Below are 23,748 nucleotides of genomic sequence, written 5' to 3'. Positions count from 1 at the left end.
GTGCGACGCAAGAAATGCTGCCAGATGATTTATGCCCGGTCCAACAACTTATACCAATTTATTTTTGTGTGCCATTGCTACTGCCTCGCCAAGTGAATGTACCTGAAGTTTTTCGTAGATTTTTTTTACATGATTATTTACCGTGAAATAGCTAATGCCCATTTGATCGGCAATCATTTTATAACTAAGGCCTTTTGACAGATGTTTTAATACTTCGGTTTCTTTGAGGGTAAGGTGATAATTGTTAGGTTGTGCTTGTGTACTAAAATAGCGCATTACTTTTAAGGCAATAGAAGGGCTCATACTGGCGCCACCATTCATTACTTCATCAATACTTTGTGATAGCTGTACTATTGAGGCGTTTTTTAAAATATAGCCTTCTGCCCCTGCCTGTATGGCTGCAAAAACTTTATCATCATCATCAAATGCGGTTTGCATTATTATTTTTATATGGGGGTAATTTTTTTTGACCTGTAGTACCCCGCTAATGCCATCTGTTTCAGGCATTTCAATATCCATGAGAATTAAATCGGGTTCAGCGGATTGTATATTGGTAAGAATATGGGTACAGTTTTCAAAGCCACCGGCAAAAAATAAACCCGGCGATAATTGCAAAAACGCCTCCAGGCTTTCGCGCCTTGCTTTATTATCATCATATACCGATACTCGTACCATATAACAAAAATAGAAGTATATAATTTAAAGGGTATGGCTAATTGTAGCTATAGGAAATGTACAATCAATAGTAACCCCACTGCCTGGAATGGATTGTATACTGCAACCCCCATTTAATTGCCGGCAACGCCGTTGTATATTATTTAGGCCGTTACCTGGTATTGTATTTTCTGTATGATACCCTATACCATTATCACTAATAGTAAGTAATAAGGTTTCATTTTGCCGGGTGAGCACTACAGTGGCTGTTGTTGCATGGCTGTATTTTGCAATATTGTTCATGGCTTCTTTGGCAATTAACAATATGTTTCTGCGTACCTGCGGACGTATAATTTTCTTGCTTAGTGTTTCATCTATATTAAACTCACATTCAATATTTTTTGCAGCCAGTAATTCGTTACTATAGTTTTTAAGCCTTGCTGTAAATGAATGTTTTTCCTCATCGGGGGGCTTCATACTCCATATGATATCGCCCATTCTTGTCATTAATTCTTTAGACTGCACAGTTATTTTTGCCACCATGTCTTTACTTGCCTCAGGCTGTGTAAACCATACCTGCTGGGCAAGATCACCATAAATATGCATACTGCTAAGGGTGGCGCCAATATCATCGTGCAGGTCGGCAATAATACGTTCCCTTTCCTGTGCCACAGCGTTTTGTTTGTCCAGTTGCCTTTTAAGCCTTAACCTGTTTAAATAAATGGTAAATAATACCAGCAATACCACTAATAGCCCTGCCAATAAATAATTAATAGTTTCTCTTTTTTTTATTAAATCCTGGTTTAAATTATTTGTAAAATTAAGTGCAGCAATTGACTGATCTTTTTCCTTTACTTTATTAATTATGTAAAGGTTGTTACTGGCTTCCAGGTTTTTTAAATTGAGTAAACTATCGCTGCATTTTTCTTTTTTCTGCAGGTATAATACGGCGCTTTCAAATTGATTTTGTTGAATGGATATGTCTGCCAAAAGCTGGTAACAATCTATTGCCTGTTTCAGATTATTATTGCGGTAAGCCCATTCTAAAGTACTATCGCAAAACTGTTTGGCTGCTGTAATGTTTCCCTTTTTAAAATTGATTGTTGCCAACCTTATATAGGCGGCATCTAATTTATAATATTCACTGCTACTATAAAATAAACCAATTGCTTTTTGATAATAGAAATAAGCGCTATCCGCATTGCCTTTGTGGCTGTGTATATCTCCCATATCAAGATATGCGTATGCATACACGTGGCAATAATCGCTTGTGTCTGGTTCAGTAAAAAGCTTTGTGTAAAAAATGGGTGTTGCTTTTGCATATTCTTTTTGGTCTATATACAAATTAGCTAATGCTTCCAGGCTTTGTAATAATGGGCATCTGGTTGGCTGATTAGCAGCTCTTTGAACAGCCAGCTGATAATACTCCGCCGATTTTTCATACTGGTGCTGCTCCTGGAAAATACTGCCCAGTGCGGCTGCAGTATATACGCCTTGATCTCTTAAAATTTTTTCAGTGGCAATTGCATACAAACTGTCGGCTATTGAAAAATACAGAATGGTATTTTCCATTTCGCCCAGCTGATTATAGATCCTTGCTTTTGTTTGATAGTAATTTGGCAATAGCCTTTTATTGCTTATTTTATTTAAAGCTTCCATACACTTAGCGGAGAAATAAAGTGCACTATCATAATTGGATTTGGTAAGATAAATATTGGCCAGCAGGTCGTTGGCATTTATAATATCATTGCTATCAGTTGCAGCGCCTGTTTTGCTGATGTATAATTGCAGTAACTGTATGGCTGCGGGTAATTCTCTTTTAAACCATTTTGCTTCACCTGCGGTAAAAATGGAACTATAGTTTGCATTTTGTTGTGCCTGTAAATTTTTACCGGTACAAAATAGCAGTGCAAATAAAAGAAATGTGATATACCGTTTGCCATTAAACATATGCATAGTAAAATGTGTATGAATTTATAAAATATATACTATTACAGCATTTTGATTGTATTGGGCCGGGCAACAAATTACTATGGCATCTTTACTTGCGTCGCACACTTGTACTGTAGCAAATAATGGGGCTTTTAACAGCCGGTTTAATTAAAATACAACATATAGGGCAGGTAATTTCAGCCTTTGTTACCAGTATGCCTTAGCGGTATAAAATATTTTTCTTTTGTTTGCTGCACAAAGTATCTAACTGTACAAGTGTGCGACGCAACGGCAGCTATATTTATTACCTGTTGCCGGGTAAATAATTCTACATAGTAGCCTAAGGCTATTTATTTTTTTGTACCGCTTTTTGCATTGGACTAACCCCTTCAGTTTGGCCAAAAGCCTGCGATTTTTCCCTGTAAATAGTAAATCGGGAAGGGGCAGATAATTTGGGCCAGTTATTATTGGTTTCGTCTATATCGGCAGTTTCTTTCATGGGGTCAATTTGTATAGATGCCACTTCTTTAACGGTGATAAACACTTTGCTTACTGCATTTTCATTTTTGCGCCATACCTGTGCAGGAATGTGGTTTAGCGCTTTTGTACCATCAGTAAAAGTAAATTCAACAATAATGGGCATTACCAAACCACCTTTATTGCTAAAGCTTAACTGGTACAGGTATTTGTTGGCGAACTGCTGTTTTTCGGCTGCGGTAATATCTTCCAGTACCGGGGTGGCTTTATAGCTAAAATTAGCATCGTAAGGCTCCAGTCCGCGGTCGTACTTCCAGTAAAAATCACGCAGGCTGGTATCCTTGTCTGTTAAGAACTGTATATTTTTATCAGTACGGTTTCTTATTTTAGAAATATCTTCAAATGCATGCACTATGGGGGCATCTATTTTTTTCATACCCATGCTGTTTACTTCGGGATCGTTATACAGGATTTTGGTTTTGGCAGTTGCATCTAACTTGAAGGCTTTAACGCTGTCTAAAGCAATATCGCAGGGGTCTATACTATAAAACCAGCCACGCCAAAACCAGTCTAAATCCTCGGCACTGGCATCTTCCATGGTTCTGAATAAATCTGCTGGTGTTGGGTGTTTAAATGCCCAGCGCTGGGCGTATTTTTTAAATGCAAAATCAAATAGTTGCCGGCCCATAACGGTTTCGCGCAGTATGTTTAATGCAGTGGCGGGTTTGGCATAGGCATTGGGGCCAAATTGGGCTATGTTTTCGCTATTGGTCATAATGGGCTCCAGCTCGCTTTTAGGCAATTTCATATAATCTGTTATCAGAAATGCGGGGCCGCGTTTGGTAGCATAACGGTTATCATATAATTCCTCGGTAAGGTATTGGCAAAAGCTGTTAAGGCCTTCATCCATCCAGCTCCATTGTCTTTCATCGCTGTTCACCACCATGGGGAAAAAGTTATGGCCTACTTCGTGTATTACTACCATTACCATCCAGTTTTTGGTGGCTTCGCTGTAGGTGCCGTCTTTTTCTGTGCGGCCGGGGTTAAAGCAAATCATGGGGTATTCCATTCCATTGGCAGCTTCTACACTTTGTGCTACCGGGTAAGGGTATGGAATGGTAAAATGAGAATAGGTTTTTATAGTATGCGCCACCAGTTTGGTAGAAAATTTACTATACAGGTTATAGGCTTCTTTACCATAAAAACTCATGCACATTACTTTCTTGCCTTCTACAAAAGCGGGCATTGCATCCCAAATAAATTTACGGGAGGATGTCCACGCAAAATCACGCACCATATTGGCTTTGAATATCCATGTTTTTGTAGCAGTGCTTTTTTGCATTTCTGCTTTTTGTGCATCGGCCAGTGTTACAATTTGCAAGGGCTCTGTAGCTTTTTGTGCCTGCTGCCAGCGGCTATATTGGGTTGGACTAAGCACTTGTTGGTAATTACTGCATTCGCCGGTTGCGCCAACAATATGATCGGCAGGCACCGTCATTTCTACGGTAAAATTGCCAAAAGTAAGGGCAAACTCTCCGCGGCCGGTAAACTGGTGGTTTTGCCAGCCCTGAAAATCGCTGTAAACACAAAGCCTGGGATACCATTGGGCAATAGTAAAAAGGGCATTGCCATCTTCTGAAAAATATTCATACCCACCCCTGGTTCCTGCAAAATGGTTTATTCTTTCTGGTATTCGGTAATGCCAGTCTATTTTTAATACTATGGTAGCACCGGGTTTCATCGGTACATCCAAATCAATACGCATCATGGTTTTATTAATAATATAATTCAGTGGCTTACCGGTTGCATCAGTGAGTTTTGTAATAATATCACCATATCCGTTATCAGTTTGTTGTTCTTCAATTTTTTCCAGTTGTGCCATGGCCATATCGCTGGATAATATGGCAGTATCTTCATAACCTGCATTGTTAACAGAGCTATGTTCGTTCTCGTCCAGCTGAATCCACAAATAGTCCAGCTTGTCAGGAGAATTATTATAGTAAGTAATTGTTTCAGATCCTGTTAAAACCAGTTTATTTTCATCCAGCTTACATTTTATATTGTAATCAGCTCTTTGCTGCCAGTATTTATCGCCGGGTGCGCCGCTGGCGGTACGGTATTCATTTGGCGTAGGTAATATGGTACCCAACTGTTCAAATTTATTACCATGGTTAGAGCCCGGATTGTTTTGAATATTTTGAGCCACAGCATGTAAAGTGGTGATACAAAGCAGCAATAAGAGTGTATATTTCATACAATAATTTATAAGAATAAATGAAGTTTGGAAGTTAACTAAAAAAAGAATGCCATTGAGGTGCGGTGGAATAGTTCAACTGCAGGTAATAGGCTTTGAGGAAAATTGATTTATTTTTACACCTATTAAGGTTTACCACTTTATACAATAACCAATGGCAATATCAAAAGATCCCCTGCATGGCATTACTTTAGAAAATATTGTAAAAACCCTGGTGGCACATTTTGGATGGAATGAACTGGGCAGCATTATTAATATCAACTGTTTTAACAGCAATCCCAGTATTAAATCCAGCCTAACCTTTTTGCGCAAAACGCCATGGGCCCGTAAAAAAGTGGAAGATCTCTATATCTCCATTCTGCCCTATAACAACAATTAATCCGCCAATGGTTTTACCATGATGTTTTTAAAATAAACAATGCTCTTTGGGTCGTGGCCTTGTAAGGCAAAAGTGCCGCTTGAAATAACCCTTTGTACATCATCGGGGTCGCGTTGCACATTGTCGGGCTCAGTATAATCCACAACTGTTTTATCATTAATTTTTATAATAACCCTTTTGCCTTCTACTTTAATATACTCGGTATACCATTCATTATCTTTTACATACACTTCCTTTACATCCTGAATGCCATAAAGGCTGCCTGTTCTTCTCCAGTCGCCATGAGAATTATTTACCTGTACTTCATATCCTTTTTCGGGCCAGCTGCTTTCCTGATACACTGTATGAAAATAAATACCCGAATTTGAGCCAGGCATGGTTTTAACATCAGCCTTAAATTCAAAATTTTTAAACATATGGTTTTTTACCTCGCCATCATAAAATAAATGCGCCGTTGAGCCATGCACAATTATCATCCCGCTATCTACTGAGAATGTAGCAGCGTTACTACCCACTTTCCAGTCTTTAAGCGATTTCCCATCAAATAAAGAAATCCAACCTTGTTTACCTGCCGGTTTTGCCGAGGATAAAAAGATAAGGCAGGTAACTATCCCTGCCAGCAACAGTATTTTTTTCATACACATTATTTAGCGTTCGTTCAATCTTATTTACCTTATGAAGCTACTGCTTTAGCAGGATTTAATGTAGAAAAAACCAGCTGCGGGCTTTAATTGTATTTTTTGAGGCAATGAAAGCCTATTTAGGCCAAATTTTACAGGTGTTGTGTTTTTTATGTAGCAAACTGCAGGTTAAGAATCAGGCTTTACTTGCCACGCTCGGTTCAGGGTTCCTCCCTTGTGGCATCAAAATACAGTTGTATTTAAGCACAAAACCGTAGAAGGTATTAGCATAATAAATATATAAAACCAATGGTTACAACCTCATTCATGGCTGCTACTATAATATGTACCGGTTGAACAAAGGCTTATAACAAGTAACTGTTCTCCGAAAAAAAATTAAACAAACAACAAAAAAAATTTTATGAAAAAAGTTATCCTGGCCGCCGCTTTACTAATTACTATGAGTTCTTCATTTGCAGCAAACTATACTTCAGCAAATGCTGCTGCAACACTTATTCAAGCCGGACGTCCTAATACAACTATTCCACAGGCTTGTGTTAATTCATATAATGCCATGTATCCGGGTGCAACTACGCTTAAATGGGCCAGAAAAGGCGAAGGCGTTTATCAGGTTACTTTTCTGTATGGTGGTGAAAAAATGACAGCAAGGTATTCATACGATGGTACCTACCTGGGAAAATAAATTTTTCCGTTTTTAGTTAAATGATGATGAAAAAGTCCATGGCAATAATTTGCCATGGACTTTTTCATCATTGGTGGGTTAAGTGTAATCTGATTGATTAAGATGTGCTGTTAGAATACATCTCAAAGAAAAATGATCAAATTTTTTAGAACAGTGGTTACATTCTTCATTTTGGTAGCTACTATAATATGTACCGGTTGAACAAAGGCTTACAGCGAGTAACTGTTCTCCGAAAAAAAATTAAACAAACAAACAAAAAAATTTTTATGAAAAAAGTTATCCTGGCCGCCGCTTTACTAATTACCATGAGTTCTTCATTTGCAGCAAACTATACTTCAGCAAATGCTGCTGCAACACTTATTCAAGCCGGACGTCCTAATACAACTATTCCACAGGCATGTGTTGATTCTTATAACGCTATGTATCCTGGCGCAACTACACTTAAATGGGCAAGAAAAGGCGAAGGCGTTTATCAGGTTACTTTTCTGTATGGTGGTGTTAAAATGACAGCAAGGTATTCATACGATGGTACCTACCTGGGAAAATAGAATATTTCAATTTATTTGATAGTACAATAGTCTATGGTGAATAATACACCATAGACTATTTTGTTATCGCATATTACCGTTTGGAATTATTTGTAACCGCTATTGTATTGTCTGGCAATTTTTGATTTGAAAGGAAATATGAGAAATTGTATAGGTAATCGGCAGATTTAAATTGGTGAACCTGTTTGTTGTAAACAGCTGAGGGGCAGAAAGCTGTACAAGTGTGCGACGCAACGGCTGCCTAAGTACATTCTGTTGCCTGGCTAATACTTCCTAATCCCTTACAAAAGCTTGGTGTATACCAGATATAAACATTTTTCTTAATTTTTATGTTTGGTAAAATAATTTTTTTACCAAAGGCAACCTTTGTACACAAATACAGGTTTGCTATAATATAAGATTTGCAAACTGAATTTTTTTGATATCATTTGAAAGAACTATCAGCTATATTAAAAGGATGTGCTGCAAACGAAGCTGCAAGCCAAAAGCTATTGTATGAGCAATATCTGGGCTATGCATTAAAGATTGCACTTCGTTATGTTGGAACCTATGATAATGCTGCCAATGCTGCAAATGATGCTTTTATAAAAATATTCAGGAGTATAGCAAAATTTGAAATTAGAAACTCGGAGGCACTGGAGCCTATGTTACTGGGCTGGATGCGCAGAATTATTATTAACGTATCCATAGACTATGTACGCAAAGAAAGTTTAACAATTGGATTTACCGGCCTGGACGATGCAGAATGGTTACAAGCAGATACCACAAAGGATGGAGATAATCAATTGATGTATAAAGAATTGGTGGGATTAATTAAAAAATTAAGCCCTGCATACAGGGTAGTATTTAACCTGCATGTAATTGATGGGTATTCTCACCAGGAAATTGCAAGAATGCTGGGCATTTCGGCTGGTACTTCAAAGTCTAATTTGTCAAAAGCCAAGGCATTTTTACAAAAATTTCTGATTAAAGATCAAAAAGGTAATATTTTATGTTTTACCTGAACCACGATAATATGGACGATTTGTTTCGGGAAGCCGCTGAAAATCTTCAGCCGGAAACTGATGCTGCCTACGACTGGAACAGGATAGAACAGGCATTGCACGAATCTTCCGATGATGGAGCAGCTTTTATACCCGAAAAAAAGAAAAAGCGCCGCTTTATTTTCTGGTATCTGCTGTTTATTCCATTGGGCTGGTTAGGGCATTATGAGTGGACCCAAAATTTTGGTAATGCACCGGCACCGCAGCACCGCATTAAACCAGGTGTACAGGATAAAGCCATGGAGGATAAAAGACCCGAAATAGCGCATTCAAAGGCTCAAAACATTGGGGCATCTGTTGCAACCAATACAAAGCAAATAGGCAATACCTATACAACACAACAAAAGCAATTAACTGAGGTAAGTAATAATAACAATGTTGGCAGTTTTGCCAATATGCTGTCTGCTGCCAATGGCAGCGCAGTATATGCGGCATCAGAAAATGAAATTGGACTAATTACTACACCAACCTTGCCTGTAAACAATGAGAATGCAGATAAAATTGCACTTAATACAATGTTGAATGCTCCTGCATCTCCATTATCAGAGGAAAAAAGCATTGCTTCTTTTGAACGTACAGATAGTGTAGCAATTACACCAGCCATAAAAAAGAACACAAATAGCATTGAACCACCTGCCGCACCCTTGGCTAAAGCAGCAAAAAAAACGATTTCAGTAAATAAAAAGCAATCGGGCTTTTATGTGGGAGTATTATTTGCACCAGACCTGAGTTTTATTAAAATGCAGCGCACTTCTACGGTGGGTACCTCGTATGGAATAATTGGCGGGTACCAAATAAATAATAAGTGGAGCGTTGAAACCGGGTATTTATTTGACAAAAAAAATTACTATACCAAAGGCGCCTATTTTGATAAAAGCAATGTGCCCTATCTTATAAATAAAGACATTGTATCGGTTGATGGCAAATGCGAAATGACGGAAGTGCCATTAAATGTGCGGTATACGGTTGGCGAAACTAAAAAAGGAAGATGGCTGGCAAATATGGGTACATCAGCCTATTTTATGAAAGAAGAATATTATGGGTATATCTTGAATATAAATGGCCAAAATCAATTTAGGGATCGCACTTATTACCCATCATCCAACAAACTTTTTGCAGTATTGAATATAGGTGGCGGATACGAAAGAAAAATAGGCAGCAGTTTTAATGTAAGGGCCGAGCCTTACTTAAAAATTGCACTGGGAGGTATAGGCACAGGAAATTTACCTATGTCTGGCACGGGTATAAATATTAGTATCACAAAATCTTTTCGCTGATTATGATTTGTTTGTAACCAATTGTTACAACAAACCTGCAAAAGCGATTATAAATAAATACACCAACATACAAATTATTACAAGTGGCCATAATTCAAAGCAGGCCATTAGAATAATGGTATGGGTATCAAACAACAAGACTGGCTGTTGCACATATTTTAAAACACAAATAAAACATTACTATGGAAAGGAGAGATTTTTTTAATTCGTTTGGTACAGCTGCATTAGTGGCAGGCATATCCGGTGTTGCTGCTTCATGTTCAAAATCATCTGGCACACCCTCAGGTGGAACTACTGGTGGCAACGCATTAATTACGGCTGATTTATCTTCAGAACTTGCTTCTATTGGCAGTGCAAAACAGGGTGGAGGTGCCATTCTTATTCGTACTGGTGCAGGTAATACCGTTAGCGATTTTTCAGCGCTTAGCCTTACCTGTACACACCAGGGTTGTACAGTAGCTTACGATCAGTCAAGCTCACAATTTGCTTGCCCCTGCCATGGCAGCGAGTTTACTTCTACAGGTGCCGTATTGCAAGGTCCGGCAGCCACCGCATTGGCTAAATTTAAAATTACTATTAACGGTAATACCATTACAGTAGGATAAGTTTAAGTAACGGTTCCTGTTTTATAGGTTGTGTGGAAGCGCCTTAAGCCGGAATAAAATCCTTCCTTAAAGGATTTTCTAAGCGTTACAGTTGTTGCAGTTTCAAACCCCGGGGGCCAAAACGCCCCTCGGGGTTTTTTATGCAATTCATTTTATAACCTATGACAGTACATAAATTCCCGAAAATTATAGCTATGATATGTGTGGGTCAACTTCAGTTTTTTATGGCATCGCCGCTTGCCACGCTCGTTTCGGGGTGCTGGTTTTATGGCGGCAAAATGTAGTTTTGTGGTATAAAATGGCTGTTATTTGCTGCCATAAAAGTGGAACGATAAAGTGCTTGCGACGCAACAGCCGATGCCATAAAAATATACTGCTGGTATTTACATTTTACCCTAATATCATTGCATGATATTATGCCTGCTGTGGAATAACCGATAATAGTTTAGTAAGCTGATTGGATACGCCAGTAATATGTTGCGGTATGCCTGCTATGCGTAATAGCGGGTATTTTTTTTGCGTATTTGTATACAACGTAAATACGGTTAGGGGTGTTTTACTTTTTGAGGTGGAATAGCTAATACGTTCAATACCCGACACCGGAATATTAATATGCTTACTGCCGCTAATGGATTGCTGAACCATTTCTACCCCCGTTGATGTGATGGTTATTTCAACCATATTTTTTTTGGTAAAACCATATAATGCAACCAGCACTACACCAGTAATAATTACATATATCCAACCCATGGGAATATAGGCGCCAATTTGCTGTAATACAAGCCAGGTTAGCATTATAAGCCCAATTGGTAAGGCGCGGGTAATAATAAAATTAAACCTTTCTCCAACGGCACCCAATGCAATTTGCAAACGGCTATCATCATCTGTAATAACCATATATGGTTCGTAAATATTCATTAATTGTACATCTGGTTTGTTGGTGATGAATAAGGTTACAGGTTTATATCCACTTCATTATCCCAGTTGGGTTTTATGGTTAATTTGCGTGGAATACGCTGTACCTTTTCAGGTTGTTTTCGGGCATCAAAATTTCCAGCATCCCATACACCATTTTTATTGTCATCATATAAAAGCCTTAATTCATATTCTCCCGGCTCAAATAATTTTGCGCTCCAATCTGCACCTGTAAGTATTACTGATTGGTAAATTTTATTCTCCAGCATTAATTGCAGCACCGGGTTTTTGTCAAGATTCAGGTTATTAAAATGCAATCGAACACTACCATACTGGCTTTCTCTTTTAGAAACAAATTTGATGGTATCGTTTTTACTAAGTGTAATGCCGGCACTATCTGCAAAAGATTCTTTTTGAATTACCAGAATAAATGGTTCATTCTCCGGCCATTTATATTGCAGCGAGAATTTTTTAAACGAAGTATCTTTTATAAAACTATAACCACTTAGAGGCTTATAATTGGTATCGCTTAGTATAATTTTTGCAGAATCAAATACAGTAACTTTTCTGCTTAACAGCATGCTTAAAGGGGTAAGCAGGCCTTGTTCGTTTTTATCAATATCGGTACTTAATTTCAGGCGTTTGTCCTCTTCTTTGGCATTCTTTTTATCGTTATTATTACTTGATGAAACACTTGGTTTTGGTTTAGCCTTCTCTTGCTGGTAGGCAAATAACTGAACGCTATCCTTGTAATTGTTTACATCAATGGTGGTATCAAAAAAGGCAAATATTTTGGTACTATCGTCATATCGTTTTGAATAATCGTTGGGCACTACATAAATAGCAAATGTATCTTTTGGAAGGTATTTAAATGTAAAATGGCCGCTGCTGTCTAAATGGGTAAAAAATTCTGGTTTGTTTTTCTTAACAGCACTATCTGTCAGGTTGGTATATAATAAAACCAGCAGGGTAGAATCTGTTTCGCCAGTTTCTGCCAGTGTAACCTTACCCGAAATTGTGCCGCTGGACAATTCTTTTCCGGTAGAAAAAACATAGGTAAAATGCCTTAGTTTATTCCCCTCATTTACATCTTTAATGGCATTGCCAAAGTTGATATAATAAGTGGTATTGGGCTTAAGCGAGTCTTTAAGCTTTACGGTAACATTTTTTAATTTGCCTTCTACAATGGGCATAAAATCAGGGTTGGGCGATACTACCAGTTCATCATTAATCTTATCATCCAGCAATACATATTCTTCAAAAGTGAAAACTATTTTATTGCCTGTAAAATTTAGCGTAGAATCTTTGGGTAATACACTAATCAATACCGGTGGTAAAGAATCTTTTGGGCCACCTGTAGGTGGAATGATATTGGCACAACCCGTATTAAATTGTACAAAAACTACCGCCAGCAAGCCGGCCAGTAAAATGGCTGATACCCTCTTCATGTATTCGTTTTAATAATTCAAGGTGCAAACATAATGGCTTTATATGGTTTAGATTCCTAACAATCCCCTAAAACAATTTAAGCCGATAGCTTTTATGTGCCAAACCAAATGCTGATATCAGCTTTACTTGCGTCGCACTCTTGTACGCCTGGGCCATTGCGCAGCATTTTTACACTTCATCCTCTTCTTCCTGTATTTCGTGCAGGGCTATGGCCAGGTTATTTGTTTTTACAAAATTGCACCAATGGCAGTCGGGCTTTCCGCAGCCAGTATAAAAATCACGTGATTGGATTTTTTCCCACACACTGCTAATCTGATGTTTTACAGTGGTAATATCCTCAGGTTTGATTACCAGTTTTTTGCGTTGGTATTCTTTCTTTTTATCGGGTTCAATAAAATCAAATTCACTGCTTACTACCTGCCAGTCTTTTTGTCCGTAATTATCTACCAGAATTTTATAAAAAACAGCCTGACGCCAATAATCACCACCATCAGGTGCTTTATCATTGGGTGGCAGCAATTTATCTTTTGCATTATCTACATTACCCGTTTTATAATCAACCACGTTTACCTGTTTTCCGTCAAATTCCAGCTTATCCAGTTTGCCCTTTAAAGGCACATTGTTTACTGTAACATTACGTATGTTGCGTTCTACCGCTACAATACGGTTCCAGCTGCCCAGGTATTTTTCGTAATAGTTGCTTAATACTTCCTGCCCATATTCCAGCCGGCGGGCAAATTGTTCTTTTGTAAAACTTTCGCGGTGGCGGTGCAGGTACCATTCAAAATCGCTGATAAATTCCTGTTTGGCAGGAAAAACATTATTGGCCAGTTGCATTTTGGTAAACAGTTTTTCCAACGCATAATGCACTGCCGATCCAAACTCCGTTGCCTCATTTTTTGGCGAGGGTATACGAATCAGGTTTTTATAATAAAACTCCAGCGGGCATTTCAGGTAATTGTTTAATGCCGTTACATTCATTACAAATTTATCCAGCATGTTATGGATAAAATCTTCCTCAATCCGGGCAATTTCAGGTGCAATTATATTGGCTATTTCCAATGCCTGAAATTCTGCTATATCTTCTGCTGGCAGATTAACTTTTGTAAATGATAATGGCTGTTGTTGCTGTATTTCGGCAATAAACATCGAGGGCTCCATTTCCTTACCATCGTTTTTAAACTGACTGTAAGAAATATGCAATTGTATTTCTGCACGTGTTAAGGCTACATAAAATAAGCGGCGTAATTCCTCAATTTCGGCCTGTTTTGGCTGGCTGGTAAAAATAGTATCAGGGAAACTATATCCACCACCTGGTTTGCGCTTTTTTTCCCAAAAGGCAGCATTGCAACCGGCCACAAAAACATAGGCAAACTCTAACCCTTTGCTGCCATGTGCAGTAAGCAGGTTTACACCTTTATCGCTGCCACTTACTTCTACCAATGGTAAAGAAAGGTTTTCCTTTTGCATCAGCTCAATAATATTTACCAACTGCTGCAGCGTTAAAAAGGGGTTGCGGCGGGTTTCTTCTTTTACAAAATCAAATAAGGCCGTAAGTACTTTAAGCAACCATAATTTCTCATCACGCTGCATTATCTGGTTTAATATACCCACCTGCTGAATAATTTGCTCAAACAGCATTTGCAGGGTGGTATTGGGTACGGCACCCACCAGATTTTCAATAATTAGACTCGCCTTTTTTAATTGAGGGTGTACACCCTGTGCAAAAAGATCCCTGGGGGGCTGATTGCTTTTATCAACCAATATTTTGCGTATAGAGGTTTTTTTATCGCTAAACTGGGTGGCCGCCACTTCAATACTGGTTTTGGCAATTTCAATGGGCGGAATGGCAAACCAATCAAAATGCAATAACTCAAACAGCATTTCATCGCCACCAAAGGGAGTATCATGTTCGGCTGCCAGATACCGCAATAGCAATATTATCTTTTGTGCCAATGGTATTTCTAAAATATTCAGGTTGCGTTTACTGTATACCGGTATATTACGCAATTTGCAATATTTGGCCAGCTCCTCGCCATACTTGTTTTCTTTATAAATAATGCCAATACTACCCGGTGCTATGCCTTTTTGTAATAGGGCTTCAACCTGTAGTGTAATGCCAATTAATTCCTGCCGCTGCGTTTCGTATTGAAAAATTTGAGGTTGGTTGGTAAGTTGGTTAATACTAGTATTGGCAGCTTCCAGCTCTTTTGATAATCCTTCTATCTGCCTAACCAGTCGTTCTTCATTATTATCAATTAATATTTTAGAAACATCCAGAATTGGTTGGGTGGAGCGGTAATTACTGGTAAGTACCACAGTTAACAAATGCTGCTGAAACCGATTGGCAAAGGCCAGCATATTTTCTACATTGGCACCCTGAAAACGGTAAATGCTCTGATCATCATCGCCCACTACAAAAACATTGGGTTTATCCCAATAGCTAATTAATTGTTGTACCAGTTGGTTTTGCGTACCACTGGTATCCTGATACTCATCAACCAACACATATAAAAACTGCTCCTGATAACGTGTAAGCAAATGCGGGTTTTGGGCAAAAGCGGTAATTACCCAATTAATCATATCATCAAAATCGTAACGGTTTTTTCTGCGCATCAATTGTTGAAAACGGTCAAACTCATTAACTGCTGCACGCAGTTTTTCCATTTTCTCAGTTTCTTCGTCTACCTTATTTTGTTTTAAATCGCCGGCTTTAAATTGTTTATAGGCTTTTTTATAAATAAACTCGTCACGGGTAGTGATATCCTGCAAATAGGTATCAATGCTGTTATTAATCAACTCAGGTGTCCAGCCTTCCCTTTTCATGGTACTAAACAAAGACTGCAGGTTATTTATTTCAAAATACACATCCCCCCGATACCGTTTTAATGGATGATTTTTAGGAAAGGCATCAATCAATTCCTTAAAGTATTCAATCCTTTCCAGGTCAGATACAGGGTCCATGGCGGTTTTCTCAAACAACTGTAAATTTTCCTGTATAATATCGTTACAAAATGCATGAAACGTATATAAGTTCACCTTGTAGGCATCAGCACCAATAAATTGTAAAAGCCTTTTACGCATGGCCACCACACCTGCATCAGTATAGGTAAGGCAAAGAATGTTCTCGGGTTTTGAATCTGTCTCCAGTAATATTTTGCCTATGCGGGCACTTAGAATTTGGGTTTTACCGGTTCCCGGACCAGCAATAACCATCACAGGGCCTTCAATAGTGTCTACTGCCAGTTTTTGTCTGGCGTTCAGGCGGTCATAAATCTGTTGGTATTTATCGGTTTGCAATGCGTTTGCCATGTTTCAAAGATAGTGCTAAGTGCCAATTGTTTGTGTTACCGGCATGGGTAACATTGTGCAGCATCCTTGTGTCACTCACTTGTACGGCTGGTAATACTATGCAGCTGTTTTAAAATACAAAAATTGGTGAAACGGCATATTAATCAGCCGTAATTATCCGGCCTTAATAATATCGTTTATAATGCTTAGATGATGGGCAGTATGAATTTGCAGAAACTTTATGGTATCCTTTAACCTAAGATGACCAAAAAAAGGATGATTAAAATATTGATCTGCCTGACAGGTTGCAAGGCTGTTTATTTTTTCTTTGGTAAGTTGAATGTGCTGTTGTAGGCTGCCTTCAGTAAAGGTATTGGGTTGCACTGCAGCCGGTGCTTTTGCCCTGCCTCTTGGTATCTTTTTGGTGGTAAAAACAATAAGTTTTGGCAATTTAAACTTCCATTTATATTTAGTTGTATCAGACCGGTGTAATTGATCAATAATAGCATTGATGGTTAATAAACTATGTTCTATATGCCAGCCTACCGGCGATGCTGATATAGCAGCTACTCCAAGGCCTGCCTGCGGAATTTTTTGTGCTAAGTTTGCTACAAGTGTATCTAATGATGGCATATTTTTTTATATAAAGTAACAGGAAATTTACACTAAATAAGTAAGATTTTCAGTTGTTTACCCCATATTTTATCATGTATTAATTGATGATAGGTGCCCTGGAGTACAAGTGTGCGACGCAAGTAATGCCTGATGATTGTTCTTTGCCCGGCCCATAAAAAAGCCCCGCAATGTGTATTTGCAGGGCAATTATTATATGATTGTACGTTTAGTTATTTAGCATTAAAGGCATTACCAGCATTAATACATCTTCATTATCGCCCTGCTCGGTTGGTTTTATAATACCGGCTTTGGTGGGGGTAGAAAGTTCTACTTTAACTTCAGCAGAATCGGCCACACCCAGCATTTCAATTAAAAACTTGGCGTTAAAAGCAATTTGTAAATCTTCACCATCGTACTGGCAGTTCATGCGTTCGTTGCCTTCAAAGCTAAAGTCAACATCCTGCGCTGCAAGTTGTAATTCGCTGCCGCTGATATTTAGTGCAACCTGATTGGTGCTCTTATTACTAAATACACTAACGCGGCGCAAGGCATTTTGAAAATCTTGTTTGTTTACCACCAGTTTATACGGGTTGTCGGTAGGTATTACTACTTTATAATCGGGGAAACGGGCATCTATTAACCTACATACCAGTTGTGTTGAGCCATGGGTTACAAAAAGATGGTTGCTGTTATAGCTAATGCTAAGCTCATCCTCGTTATTAGGCAAGGCATTTTTTAACAGGTTTAACGGCTTTTTGGGCACAATAAAACTGTCTGTTTTGGGGCAGGTAACATCGGTTCTTTTATAACGTACCAGGCGGTGTGCATCGGTAGCTACAAACTGAAGCGCTTCTTTTTTTAGTTCGAAGAAAACACCTGTCATTGCAGGGCGCAAATCATCGCTGCTTACGGCAAATAAGGTATTATTAATGGCAGTTACCAATGCAGTACTGCTCATGGTAAAAGTATTGGTATCATCGGCCACCGGTTCTTTTGGAAAGTTATCGGGGTTTTCGCCCATTACTTTGTATTTACCATTATCGCTGGTAATTTCTACTGCATAGTTCTTGTCTATATTAAAGCTAAGTGGTTGATCGGCAATGTTTTTTAAAGAATCGATCAATATTTTGGCAGGTATACAAACTTTGCCATTTTCTTTACTTTCTACATCCATTTGAACCCGCATAACGGTTTCTAAGTCAGTGGCAATTATATTTAGTTTTTTGCCATCTATGTCGAATAAGAAATCTTCCAGTATTGGTAAAACCGTATTGGCATTAATTACACCACTAATCTGTTGCAGGTGTTTAAGGAGTGAGGAAGCGGAAACTATGAATTTCATAATGCGTAAATGTTATTAATGTATTGCAACAAACCTACTGTAAAATAACTATATAATGCAAGAGGTATTTTTATTACAGCTACTTATTAACAGGCATATGTTAATTATGCGGCTAAAATTAATTGTGCAGGGTTTGTAATACCTGGCTAAACATGTCTTTATATACTGGTTTAATCAGGTAATCTTTAACCAAACTAATTTGTTTTGATCTTGACATATCGTTTTTATCAACCGAGGAGCTCACCAGATATATGGTAATTTTTTTGGATAACATATCTTCAATATTGCGGAAAGAATCCAGAAACTGCCAGCCATCCATTACCGGCATATTAATGTCGAGAAAAATAATATCAGGCAAAGCGGTAGTACTTTGCATTAGGGTGGTTAAATGTTCAATGGCATCACGGCCATGGTTACATACTTTTACCTCACCCGCTAATCCGGTTGCTTCTATGGTTTTTCTTGCAGCAAACTGGTAAACCTGATCATCGTCTACAAGAAGAATATTATATTGGCTGGGATTCATTTTTGTTTGTTTAGTCTCAGAAAGAGTAAATTACGAAATTTTAAAAAGCAGATTCACATTATTTATTAAGACATTGTAAAGATACCAAAGTGCCTGTAGACATACCACCCACCATTGCAGCCAAAATAAAGCAATTCTGTGCTTATCAGGAAAGAAGCCATCAGGAGGTAAAAGAAAAACTATACGGTATGGGTTTATATAAAAGTCAGGTAGAACCCATGCTTAGTATTCTTATTGAAGAAAACTACCTGAACGAGGAACGTTTTGCTACCCAGTTTGCCGGTGGCAGGTTTAGAATAAAAAACTGGGGTAAAACCAAAATAAAATATGAGCTGCAACTTAAAAAAGTAAGTACTGCCAATATAAAACTGGCTTTAAGCCAAATAAACGAAGATGATTATTTGGCCACAGCCCATAAGCTGGCTGCAAAAAAATGGGCACTATTACAAAAAGACCCTGTTCATCAACGCATGTATAAAACACAGCAATACCTGTTACAAAAGGGCTTTGAAAGCGCCATTGCTAAGCAGGCTGCCGATAAAGCTGCTGCCAACACAACATCATAATCCAACTATCTGTTACCTTCGCAAAAAAAATCTTTATGGCACAGTTCCGCAATTTTAAAATGGTTAGCTATGTGGTATATGGCAGGGGCAGTTTTAACCAGTTAGATGAGATACTGGCACCACAACGCAAAGCGGGTGCCCCCATGATATTTTTAATAGACCATTTTTTTACAGGTCATGCTTTACTAAATAGAATTCCGTTAAGGGGCAACGATAAAATTATTTTTGCCGATGTAACACATGAACCAAAAACAACCTATGTAGATGCATTGGCCAGACAACTAAAAGAAGAGTTTGGCACTATTAGCGGCATTATAGGTATTGGTGGCGGTTCAGCAATGGATCTTGCCAAAGCAGTTGCTTTAATGATGAATAACCCCGGCTCTTCGGCCGATTATCAGGGTTGGGATTTGGTAAAATATGCAGGTGTGTATAAAGCCGGTATACCTACATTAAGCGGTACCGGTGCTGAGGTAAGCCGCACAACCGTATTAACCGGCCCTACCAAAAAATTGGGTATGAACAGCGATTTTACCCCCTTTGATCAAATAGTATTAGACCCCGAATTATGTGCCGATGTTCCAGCTAACCAACGGTTTTATACGGGCATGGATTGTTATATACATTGTATTGAAAGTTTACAAGGCACTTTTTTAAACGAGTTTAGCAAAAGCTATGGCGAAAAAGCCCTTGATATTTGCCGCCATATATTTCTTGAAAAAGATGTTTGGGATGCAGAAAGTGACGATAAATTAATGATGGCCAGCTATGCAGGTGGAATGAGCATTGCTTACAGTCAGGTAGGTGTGGCGCATGCCGTAAGTTATGGTTTAAGTTATTTGCTGGGTACAAAACACGGAATTGGCAATTGTATAGTAATGAACCATTTGGATGAATATTATCCCGAAGGCGCCGCCGAATTTAAACGCATGGTAGAAAAGGGGGGATACGAAATACCCACCGGCATTTGTAACGGACTTACAGATGAGCAGTTTAATGCCATGATCAATGTTTCGCTGGGTATGAAACCTTTATGGGAAAATGCACTGGGCAAAAACTGGGAAACTATTATGACCCGCGAAAAATTAAGGGCACTTTACGAAAAGCTATAAAAAGACCTGTTTAATTTTCTTAATACATTTTTTGTAGCCGGCTGTAGTTAAATTATGTGGCTTTACTTGCCACGCTAGGTTCGGGGTTCCACTTTCATGGCGGCAGGAATTTGGGCAGTTATTGGTAAATTCCTGCTGCCCCATAATCAACCGTACAAGAGTGCGACGCAAGAGGCGATGCCCAATGTTTTACAGTTGGGCTAATAACCCATAAAAGCTTTTGAGATTAAGATTGTTTGTTTACACTACCCAGCACAAACATAGCACTGGTGGTGGGGTTTATACTGCCGCCTTTGGGTTCAAGCGTAATAGCAAATGCGGAGGCACCTTCTATAGATTTTAGTTTGCAAAGACCATCGGTACAATCACCAATTAAACCGGCATCAACAGGTTTGCCATTAACAATGGCCCAAAGCTGGTATTGCTTATCCTGTGGTACCTTATCCATTTTTGTTGATAGAAAGTAAACGTCGTGTGAAGTACTGTTCCAGTATACAGTAGCGTGGTTATTTTCTTTGCCTGGTAAACCATTTAATGCAACAAGGGTGTATGCGGGGTTTTGTACAATATCCATACTTTGCTGCAATAAATTCAGCCTGGTTTGGTAAGCGCCATTACTGGCTTGCAGCGAATTTTTCTCCGTTAAAAGCGCCTCGTATTTTGTATTGGTATTTTGGTAATTGCTGTATAAATAAAAATTAAGTATGGCGCTGGCTACCAATAAAATAACCGCGGCTGCGGCAGCAAATTTCCAGTAACCTGCAGCAGGTTGTATGCTGATGTTATCATTTGCATTTGTTGTGGGCAATGTAAAAATAGCGGCTGGTTGTTTAACTGCAAATTCGCCAGCCAGTTGCTGCATCAGGTTTTCTTTTACAGCAGGCGGTGGGGTAATGGCACCTGCCATGGCCTGTTGCTCTATTACAAGTGCAAATGCATCTACGGCGGCTTTTATTTCGGGATATTGAGTACACAATAATTCCAGCTCGGCTATTTCTTCCGGGCTGGCCACACCTAAAATGTAGCTTTCAATAATACCGCTTTCTATATATGCTCTTGTATCCACTTTAATTTTTAACCAATTCTCTTAGTTGTAATAATGCGTTTCTTAGCCGGGTTTTTACCGTACCCAAGGGAATATTTAGCATTTTGGAGATTTCATCCTGCGTATATCCTTCAAAATAAGAAAGCTCAACAAGTATTTTGTATTCGTCTTTTAAAGAGTGTACTACTTTGCGTAATCCTATCTTATCTGTATTGGTAACGGTAGTACCGGCATTAGCATATACGTTTTCTGTTAGCTCCCGGTTTTGTTGGCTGTTATTATAGCTTTTACTGCGTAAAACATCAATTGATGCATTGCGTGCAATATTCATCATCCAGGTAAATAAGCGGCCTTTTGTTGCATCATACAGGGCTACCTGCCGCCATATTTTAACAAATACCTCCTGTAAAACATCGCTGGCTAATTCTCTGTCGGGTATAATTGCCAATACAATATTGAATAATGCCCCTGAATAATTATCGTATAAATAACCAAATGCAGATTGGTCCCGTTCTTTTAACAAGAGCACCAATTCTGTTTCGGTATATTTTATTGTATCTGGCATTTTATAGCGGAAACTGTTAATAGGTTAGCTTTCAGGTTATATTATTTTACCTGCACAACAAAGTACAGCCATTTGGCTTATAACAAAAGATTTTGCCAATGGTTTATTCACCTGGCATTCAACATTGCCATTCTTATCCAACTAATTGCTCGTAAGCTGCAGCATCCATCAGGCCATCAATATCGGCTATATCAGCTACTGCCAATTTAATCATCCAACCTTCTCCATAGGGGTCAGTGTTTACCAGATCTGGTTGTTTATTCAAGGTGGCGTTTACTTCCAGTACAGTGCCGCTTACAGGTAAAAAAAGATCACTTACTGTTTTTACAGCTTCTACGGTGCCAAATACTTCATCTTTTTGTAAGGCGTTACCTACTGTGGCAATATCTACATATACAATATCACCTAATTCCTGTTGGGCAAAATGGGTAATACCAACAAGGGCAATATTTTCAGATTCAATCCTGATCCACTCGTGGTCTTTGGTATATTTTACATTAGAAGGGAAGCTCATTTGATTATGTTTAGATTACAAATATGAATTAAAAATTTTGATAAACCGCAAATGCTAGTTAAGCATTTTCATTTTAAAACGTACGTTTTGTAACGGCCTGTCGCTGCCATCTTTTGGTAATGCTGCAATTTTATCAATTACCTCAAGGCCTTTGGTTACTTCTCCAAAAACGGTATAATTCTGGTCGAGAAATGGTACACCGCCAATGGTTTTATAAATATTTCTTTGTGCGGTGGTATAGGTGAAAGCAGGGTCACTACTGCGAATATTACATTCTACCTGGTTAATTTCAATATCGGTGCATTTTTTACCCTGTACAATATAAAACTGGCAATTACTGCTGGCTTTTTCAGGGTTGTTATCCCTTGCAGCGGCCAAAACACCTTTTTTATGAATCAGCTTGGTATTAAACTCCTGTGGTATTCTGCCACCAGGCGCATCACCAGCTCCCAGCATTTGTCCATCGGGGGCATATTTGCTATCGGGGTCTCCACCCTGAATCATAAACTCCTGAATAATTCTGTGAAACAACAAACTGTCAAAAAACCCAGCTTTTACTTTACTTATAAAATTATCGCGGTGCTGTGGTGTTTCGTTGTACAGCTTAATAATCATCGTTCCATAATCGGTAGTTACCTGTACCAGTCTTTCTTTTACAATGGGCGCAACTTTCTGCCCAGTGGCGGGCTTAGGTTTTACTACAGGTTTGTTTTGCGCATGGGCAAAATTTAATAAAAGAAGTGCGGCTAATAAAAAAAATGATTGCTTCATGAATTTGTTTTTAGAATCCTTGTTTATCGAAGTAAAGTAAAATATGGTCTTTTAAAAAATTTTCCTGTTCTATCAATCCGTTTACGGGTAGTTCATTAATTTGTTTAAAATGTGGCCAACCTTCTTCATCGTGGCCTTCCAATACATAAAAGCCGCTTTGTGCCAGTAAGGTACATACGGCTACATGCATCATATCCTGCTTTTGTTCTTTGGTAATTTTTTGAGGCATAAAATTGGTTTCCTGCAAACCAATTAAAAAAAGGATGCCTTCCATATCGGGCTTTTTGCCAAATTGTGCCAACAATTTAGCTTCTAATTGCCACCAGCGCTGCTGCAAATCATCTGTCACATTCATCATGCCGCAAATGTAAGACAAGTGTATTGGTATGTACCCTGCCGGCTATTAACTTTTTTCGTTAATGGTAATGCGGGCATTACTGTAATTGTTTTTGGCAGTAGCCAATACTTTTGTAGAACCAGGCTTTTTTAAATTTTTTGCTTTACACCTGTTATTTGGTTACCCAAAATTGTTGCCATATATTTTG

At 38.5% G+C, this 23,748-nt stretch carries 23 protein-coding genes; 8 read left to right on the top strand and 15 right to left on the bottom strand.

Features of this window, described 5'->3' with window-relative positions; translation table 11 throughout:
• Window positions 1–48 precede the first annotated feature (48 nt).
• The 3 genes from GD597_RS18805 to GD597_RS18795 form a co-directional block, all read right to left on the bottom strand.
• Window positions 49–675, bottom strand: a complete 627-nt coding sequence (locus tag GD597_RS18805) for a response regulator transcription factor (RefSeq protein WP_171609454.1) — start codon at window positions 673–675, stop codon at window positions 49–51.
• A 24-nt stretch (window positions 676–699) separates the two neighbouring features.
• On the bottom strand, window positions 700–2,610 hold the full coding sequence (locus tag GD597_RS18800) for a tetratricopeptide repeat-containing sensor histidine kinase (RefSeq protein ID WP_171609453.1): 1,911 nt from the start codon (window positions 2,608–2,610) through the stop codon (window positions 700–702).
• A gap of 322 nt (window positions 2,611–2,932) precedes the next feature.
• Window positions 2,933–5,317, bottom strand: a complete 2,385-nt coding sequence (locus GD597_RS18795; RefSeq protein ID WP_171609452.1) for a M1 family metallopeptidase — start codon at window positions 5,315–5,317, stop codon at window positions 2,933–2,935.
• Window positions 5,318–5,471: 154 nt separating this feature from the next.
• Between GD597_RS18795 and GD597_RS18790 the strand changes: the two genes are divergently transcribed.
• The gene (locus GD597_RS18790; protein ID WP_171609451.1) at window positions 5,472–5,696 is read left to right on the top strand and encodes a VF530 family protein; all 225 of its coding nucleotides are present in this window, start codon (window positions 5,472–5,474) and stop codon (window positions 5,694–5,696) included.
• Here the strand turns inward: GD597_RS18790 and GD597_RS18785 are convergent.
• Window positions 5,693–6,334 (bottom strand): 3-keto-disaccharide hydrolase, encoded by a 642-nt coding sequence (locus GD597_RS18785; protein ID WP_171609450.1) that lies wholly within the window; start codon window positions 6,332–6,334, stop codon window positions 5,693–5,695. The two genes, GD597_RS18790 and GD597_RS18785, sit on opposite strands and share 4 nt — an antisense overlap.
• A 403-nt stretch (window positions 6,335–6,737) precedes the next feature.
• Between GD597_RS18785 and GD597_RS18780 the strand changes: the two genes are divergently transcribed.
• The 5 genes from GD597_RS18780 (at window position 6,738) to GD597_RS18760 (ending at window position 10,492) form a co-directional block, all read left to right on the top strand.
• Window positions 6,738–7,019: a hypothetical protein gene (locus GD597_RS18780; protein WP_171609449.1), complete on the top strand. Its 282-nt coding sequence runs from the start codon at window positions 6,738–6,740 to the stop codon at window positions 7,017–7,019.
• Between the two features lie 266 nt (window positions 7,020–7,285).
• Window positions 7,286–7,567: a hypothetical protein gene (locus GD597_RS18775; protein ID WP_171609448.1), complete on the top strand. Its 282-nt coding sequence runs from the start codon at window positions 7,286–7,288 to the stop codon at window positions 7,565–7,567.
• 428 nt (window positions 7,568–7,995) lie between these two features.
• On the top strand, window positions 7,996–8,571 hold the full coding sequence (locus GD597_RS18770) for an RNA polymerase sigma factor (RefSeq protein ID WP_171609447.1): 576 nt from the start codon (window positions 7,996–7,998) through the stop codon (window positions 8,569–8,571).
• On the top strand, window positions 8,559–9,887 hold the full coding sequence (locus GD597_RS18765) for a porin family protein (protein WP_171609446.1): 1,329 nt from the start codon (window positions 8,559–8,561) through the stop codon (window positions 9,885–9,887). The genes GD597_RS18770 and GD597_RS18765 overlap by 13 nt, the downstream gene beginning before the upstream one ends.
• A 182-nt stretch (window positions 9,888–10,069) precedes the next feature.
• Window positions 10,070–10,492: a QcrA and Rieske domain-containing protein gene (locus GD597_RS18760; protein WP_171609445.1), complete on the top strand. Its 423-nt coding sequence runs from the start codon at window positions 10,070–10,072 to the stop codon at window positions 10,490–10,492.
• Window positions 10,493–10,906: 414 nt separating this feature from the next.
• Here GD597_RS18760 and GD597_RS18755 read toward each other — a convergent pair whose 3' ends face one another.
• The 6 genes from GD597_RS18755 to GD597_RS18730 form a co-directional block, all read right to left on the bottom strand.
• Complete coding sequence (locus GD597_RS18755) at window positions 10,907–11,410, bottom strand: hypothetical protein (protein ID WP_171609444.1); 504 nt, start codon at window positions 11,408–11,410, stop codon at window positions 10,907–10,909.
• Window positions 11,411–11,445: 35 nt separating this feature from the next.
• Window positions 11,446–12,855, bottom strand: coding sequence for an Ig-like domain-containing protein (locus tag GD597_RS18750; RefSeq protein ID WP_171609443.1), 1,410 nt, complete (start codon window positions 12,853–12,855; stop codon window positions 11,446–11,448).
• Between the two features lie 169 nt (window positions 12,856–13,024).
• Window positions 13,025–16,168 carry an ATP-dependent helicase gene (locus GD597_RS18745; RefSeq protein WP_171609442.1) on the bottom strand — a complete coding sequence of 1,048 codons (3,144 nt, stop codon included), beginning with the start codon at window positions 16,166–16,168 and terminating at the stop codon, window positions 13,025–13,027.
• A 153-nt stretch (window positions 16,169–16,321) separates the two neighbouring features.
• Window positions 16,322–16,780: a DinB family protein gene (locus GD597_RS18740; RefSeq protein WP_171609441.1), complete on the bottom strand. Its 459-nt coding sequence runs from the start codon at window positions 16,778–16,780 to the stop codon at window positions 16,322–16,324.
• A gap of 208 nt (window positions 16,781–16,988) precedes the next feature.
• Window positions 16,989–18,104: a DNA polymerase III subunit beta gene (gene dnaN / locus GD597_RS18735; protein WP_171609440.1), complete on the bottom strand. Its 1,116-nt coding sequence runs from the start codon at window positions 18,102–18,104 to the stop codon at window positions 16,989–16,991.
• A gap of 118 nt (window positions 18,105–18,222) precedes the next feature.
• Window positions 18,223–18,630 carry a response regulator gene (locus GD597_RS18730; protein ID WP_171609439.1) on the bottom strand — a complete coding sequence of 136 codons (408 nt, stop codon included), beginning with the start codon at window positions 18,628–18,630 and terminating at the stop codon, window positions 18,223–18,225.
• Between the two features lie 89 nt (window positions 18,631–18,719).
• Here GD597_RS18730 and GD597_RS18725 point away from each other — a divergent pair, with 89 nt between their 5' ends.
• Both GD597_RS18725 and GD597_RS18720 read left to right on the top strand, forming a co-directional pair.
• Window positions 18,720–19,196, top strand: a complete 477-nt coding sequence (locus GD597_RS18725; RefSeq protein ID WP_317170322.1) for a regulatory protein RecX — start codon at window positions 18,720–18,722, stop codon at window positions 19,194–19,196.
• A gap of 35 nt (window positions 19,197–19,231) precedes the next feature.
• Window positions 19,232–20,308: an iron-containing alcohol dehydrogenase family protein gene (locus tag GD597_RS18720; RefSeq protein WP_171609438.1), complete on the top strand. Its 1,077-nt coding sequence runs from the start codon at window positions 19,232–19,234 to the stop codon at window positions 20,306–20,308.
• A gap of 226 nt (window positions 20,309–20,534) precedes the next feature.
• On the opposite strand, the gene GD597_RS18715 is transcribed toward GD597_RS18720, so the two are convergent.
• The 5 genes from GD597_RS18715 to GD597_RS18695 form a co-directional block, all read right to left on the bottom strand.
• On the bottom strand, window positions 20,535–21,374 hold the full coding sequence (locus tag GD597_RS18715; protein ID WP_171609437.1) for an anti-sigma factor: 840 nt from the start codon (window positions 21,372–21,374) through the stop codon (window positions 20,535–20,537).
• Between the two features lies 1 nt (window position 21,375).
• Window positions 21,376–21,918, bottom strand: a complete 543-nt coding sequence (locus GD597_RS18710) for an RNA polymerase sigma factor (RefSeq protein WP_171609436.1) — start codon at window positions 21,916–21,918, stop codon at window positions 21,376–21,378.
• Between the two features lie 133 nt (window positions 21,919–22,051).
• Window positions 22,052–22,432, bottom strand: a complete 381-nt coding sequence (gcvH, locus tag GD597_RS18705) for a glycine cleavage system protein GcvH (RefSeq protein ID WP_171609435.1) — start codon at window positions 22,430–22,432, stop codon at window positions 22,052–22,054.
• Window positions 22,433–22,486: 54 nt separating this feature from the next.
• Window positions 22,487–23,203 carry a peptidylprolyl isomerase gene (locus GD597_RS18700; protein WP_171609434.1) on the bottom strand — a complete coding sequence of 239 codons (717 nt, stop codon included), beginning with the start codon at window positions 23,201–23,203 and terminating at the stop codon, window positions 22,487–22,489.
• 10 nt (window positions 23,204–23,213) lie between these two features.
• Window positions 23,214–23,561, bottom strand: coding sequence for a hypothetical protein (locus GD597_RS18695; RefSeq protein WP_235954355.1), 348 nt, complete (start codon window positions 23,559–23,561; stop codon window positions 23,214–23,216).
• Window positions 23,562–23,748 lie beyond the last annotated feature (187 nt).

The sequence above is a fragment of the Limnovirga soli genome (assembly GCF_013106755.1).
Taxonomy (GTDB): Bacteria; Bacteroidota; Bacteroidia; order Chitinophagales; family Chitinophagaceae; genus Limnovirga; species Limnovirga soli.
This window is presented reverse-complemented; position numbering and strand designations above follow the sequence as displayed.

Excerpts from the sequence above, each read along its gene's own strand:
- GD597_RS18750 (WP_171609443.1), bottom strand. The coding sequence starts at position 12,855 with ATGAAGAGGGTATCAGCCATTTTACTGGCCGGCTTGCTGGCGGTAGTT.
- GD597_RS18745 (WP_171609442.1), bottom strand. The coding sequence starts at position 16,168 with ATGGCAAACGCATTGCAAACCGATAAATACCAACAGATTTATGACCGC.
- GD597_RS18700 (WP_171609434.1), bottom strand. The coding sequence starts at position 23,203 with ATGAAGCAATCATTTTTTTTATTAGCCGCACTTCTTTTATTAAATTTT.
- GD597_RS18730 (WP_171609439.1), bottom strand. The coding sequence starts at position 18,630 with ATGAATCCCAGCCAATATAATATTCTTCTTGTAGACGATGATCAGGTT.
- GD597_RS18805 (WP_171609454.1), bottom strand. The coding sequence starts at position 675 with ATGGTACGAGTATCGGTATATGATGATAATAAAGCAAGGCGCGAAAGC.
- dnaN (WP_171609440.1), bottom strand. The coding sequence starts at position 18,104 with ATGAAATTCATAGTTTCCGCTTCCTCACTCCTTAAACACCTGCAACAG.
- GD597_RS18785 (WP_171609450.1), bottom strand. The coding sequence starts at position 6,334 with ATGAAAAAAATACTGTTGCTGGCAGGGATAGTTACCTGCCTTATCTTT.
- GD597_RS18765 (WP_171609446.1), top strand. The coding sequence starts at position 8,559 with ATGTTTTACCTGAACCACGATAATATGGACGATTTGTTTCGGGAAGCC.
- GD597_RS18790 (WP_171609451.1), top strand. The coding sequence starts at position 5,472 with ATGGCAATATCAAAAGATCCCCTGCATGGCATTACTTTAGAAAATATT.
- GD597_RS18695 (WP_235954355.1), bottom strand. The coding sequence starts at position 23,561 with ATGATGAATGTGACAGATGATTTGCAGCAGCGCTGGTGGCAATTAGAA.
- GD597_RS18795 (WP_171609452.1), bottom strand. The coding sequence starts at position 5,317 with ATGAAATATACACTCTTATTGCTGCTTTGTATCACCACTTTACATGCT.
- gcvH (WP_171609435.1), bottom strand. The coding sequence starts at position 22,432 with ATGAGCTTCCCTTCTAATGTAAAATATACCAAAGACCACGAGTGGATC.
- GD597_RS18755 (WP_171609444.1), bottom strand. The coding sequence starts at position 11,410 with ATGAATATTTACGAACCATATATGGTTATTACAGATGATGATAGCCGT.
- GD597_RS18775 (WP_171609448.1), top strand. The coding sequence starts at position 7,286 with ATGAAAAAAGTTATCCTGGCCGCCGCTTTACTAATTACCATGAGTTCT.
- GD597_RS18740 (WP_171609441.1), bottom strand. The coding sequence starts at position 16,780 with ATGCCATCATTAGATACACTTGTAGCAAACTTAGCACAAAAAATTCCG.
- GD597_RS18780 (WP_171609449.1), top strand. The coding sequence starts at position 6,738 with ATGAAAAAAGTTATCCTGGCCGCCGCTTTACTAATTACTATGAGTTCT.
- GD597_RS18800 (WP_171609453.1), bottom strand. The coding sequence starts at position 2,610 with ATGCATATGTTTAATGGCAAACGGTATATCACATTTCTTTTATTTGCA.
- GD597_RS18710 (WP_171609436.1), bottom strand. The coding sequence starts at position 21,918 with ATGCCAGATACAATAAAATATACCGAAACAGAATTGGTGCTCTTGTTA.
- GD597_RS18760 (WP_171609445.1), top strand. The coding sequence starts at position 10,070 with ATGGAAAGGAGAGATTTTTTTAATTCGTTTGGTACAGCTGCATTAGTG.
- GD597_RS18720 (WP_171609438.1), top strand. The coding sequence starts at position 19,232 with ATGGCACAGTTCCGCAATTTTAAAATGGTTAGCTATGTGGTATATGGC.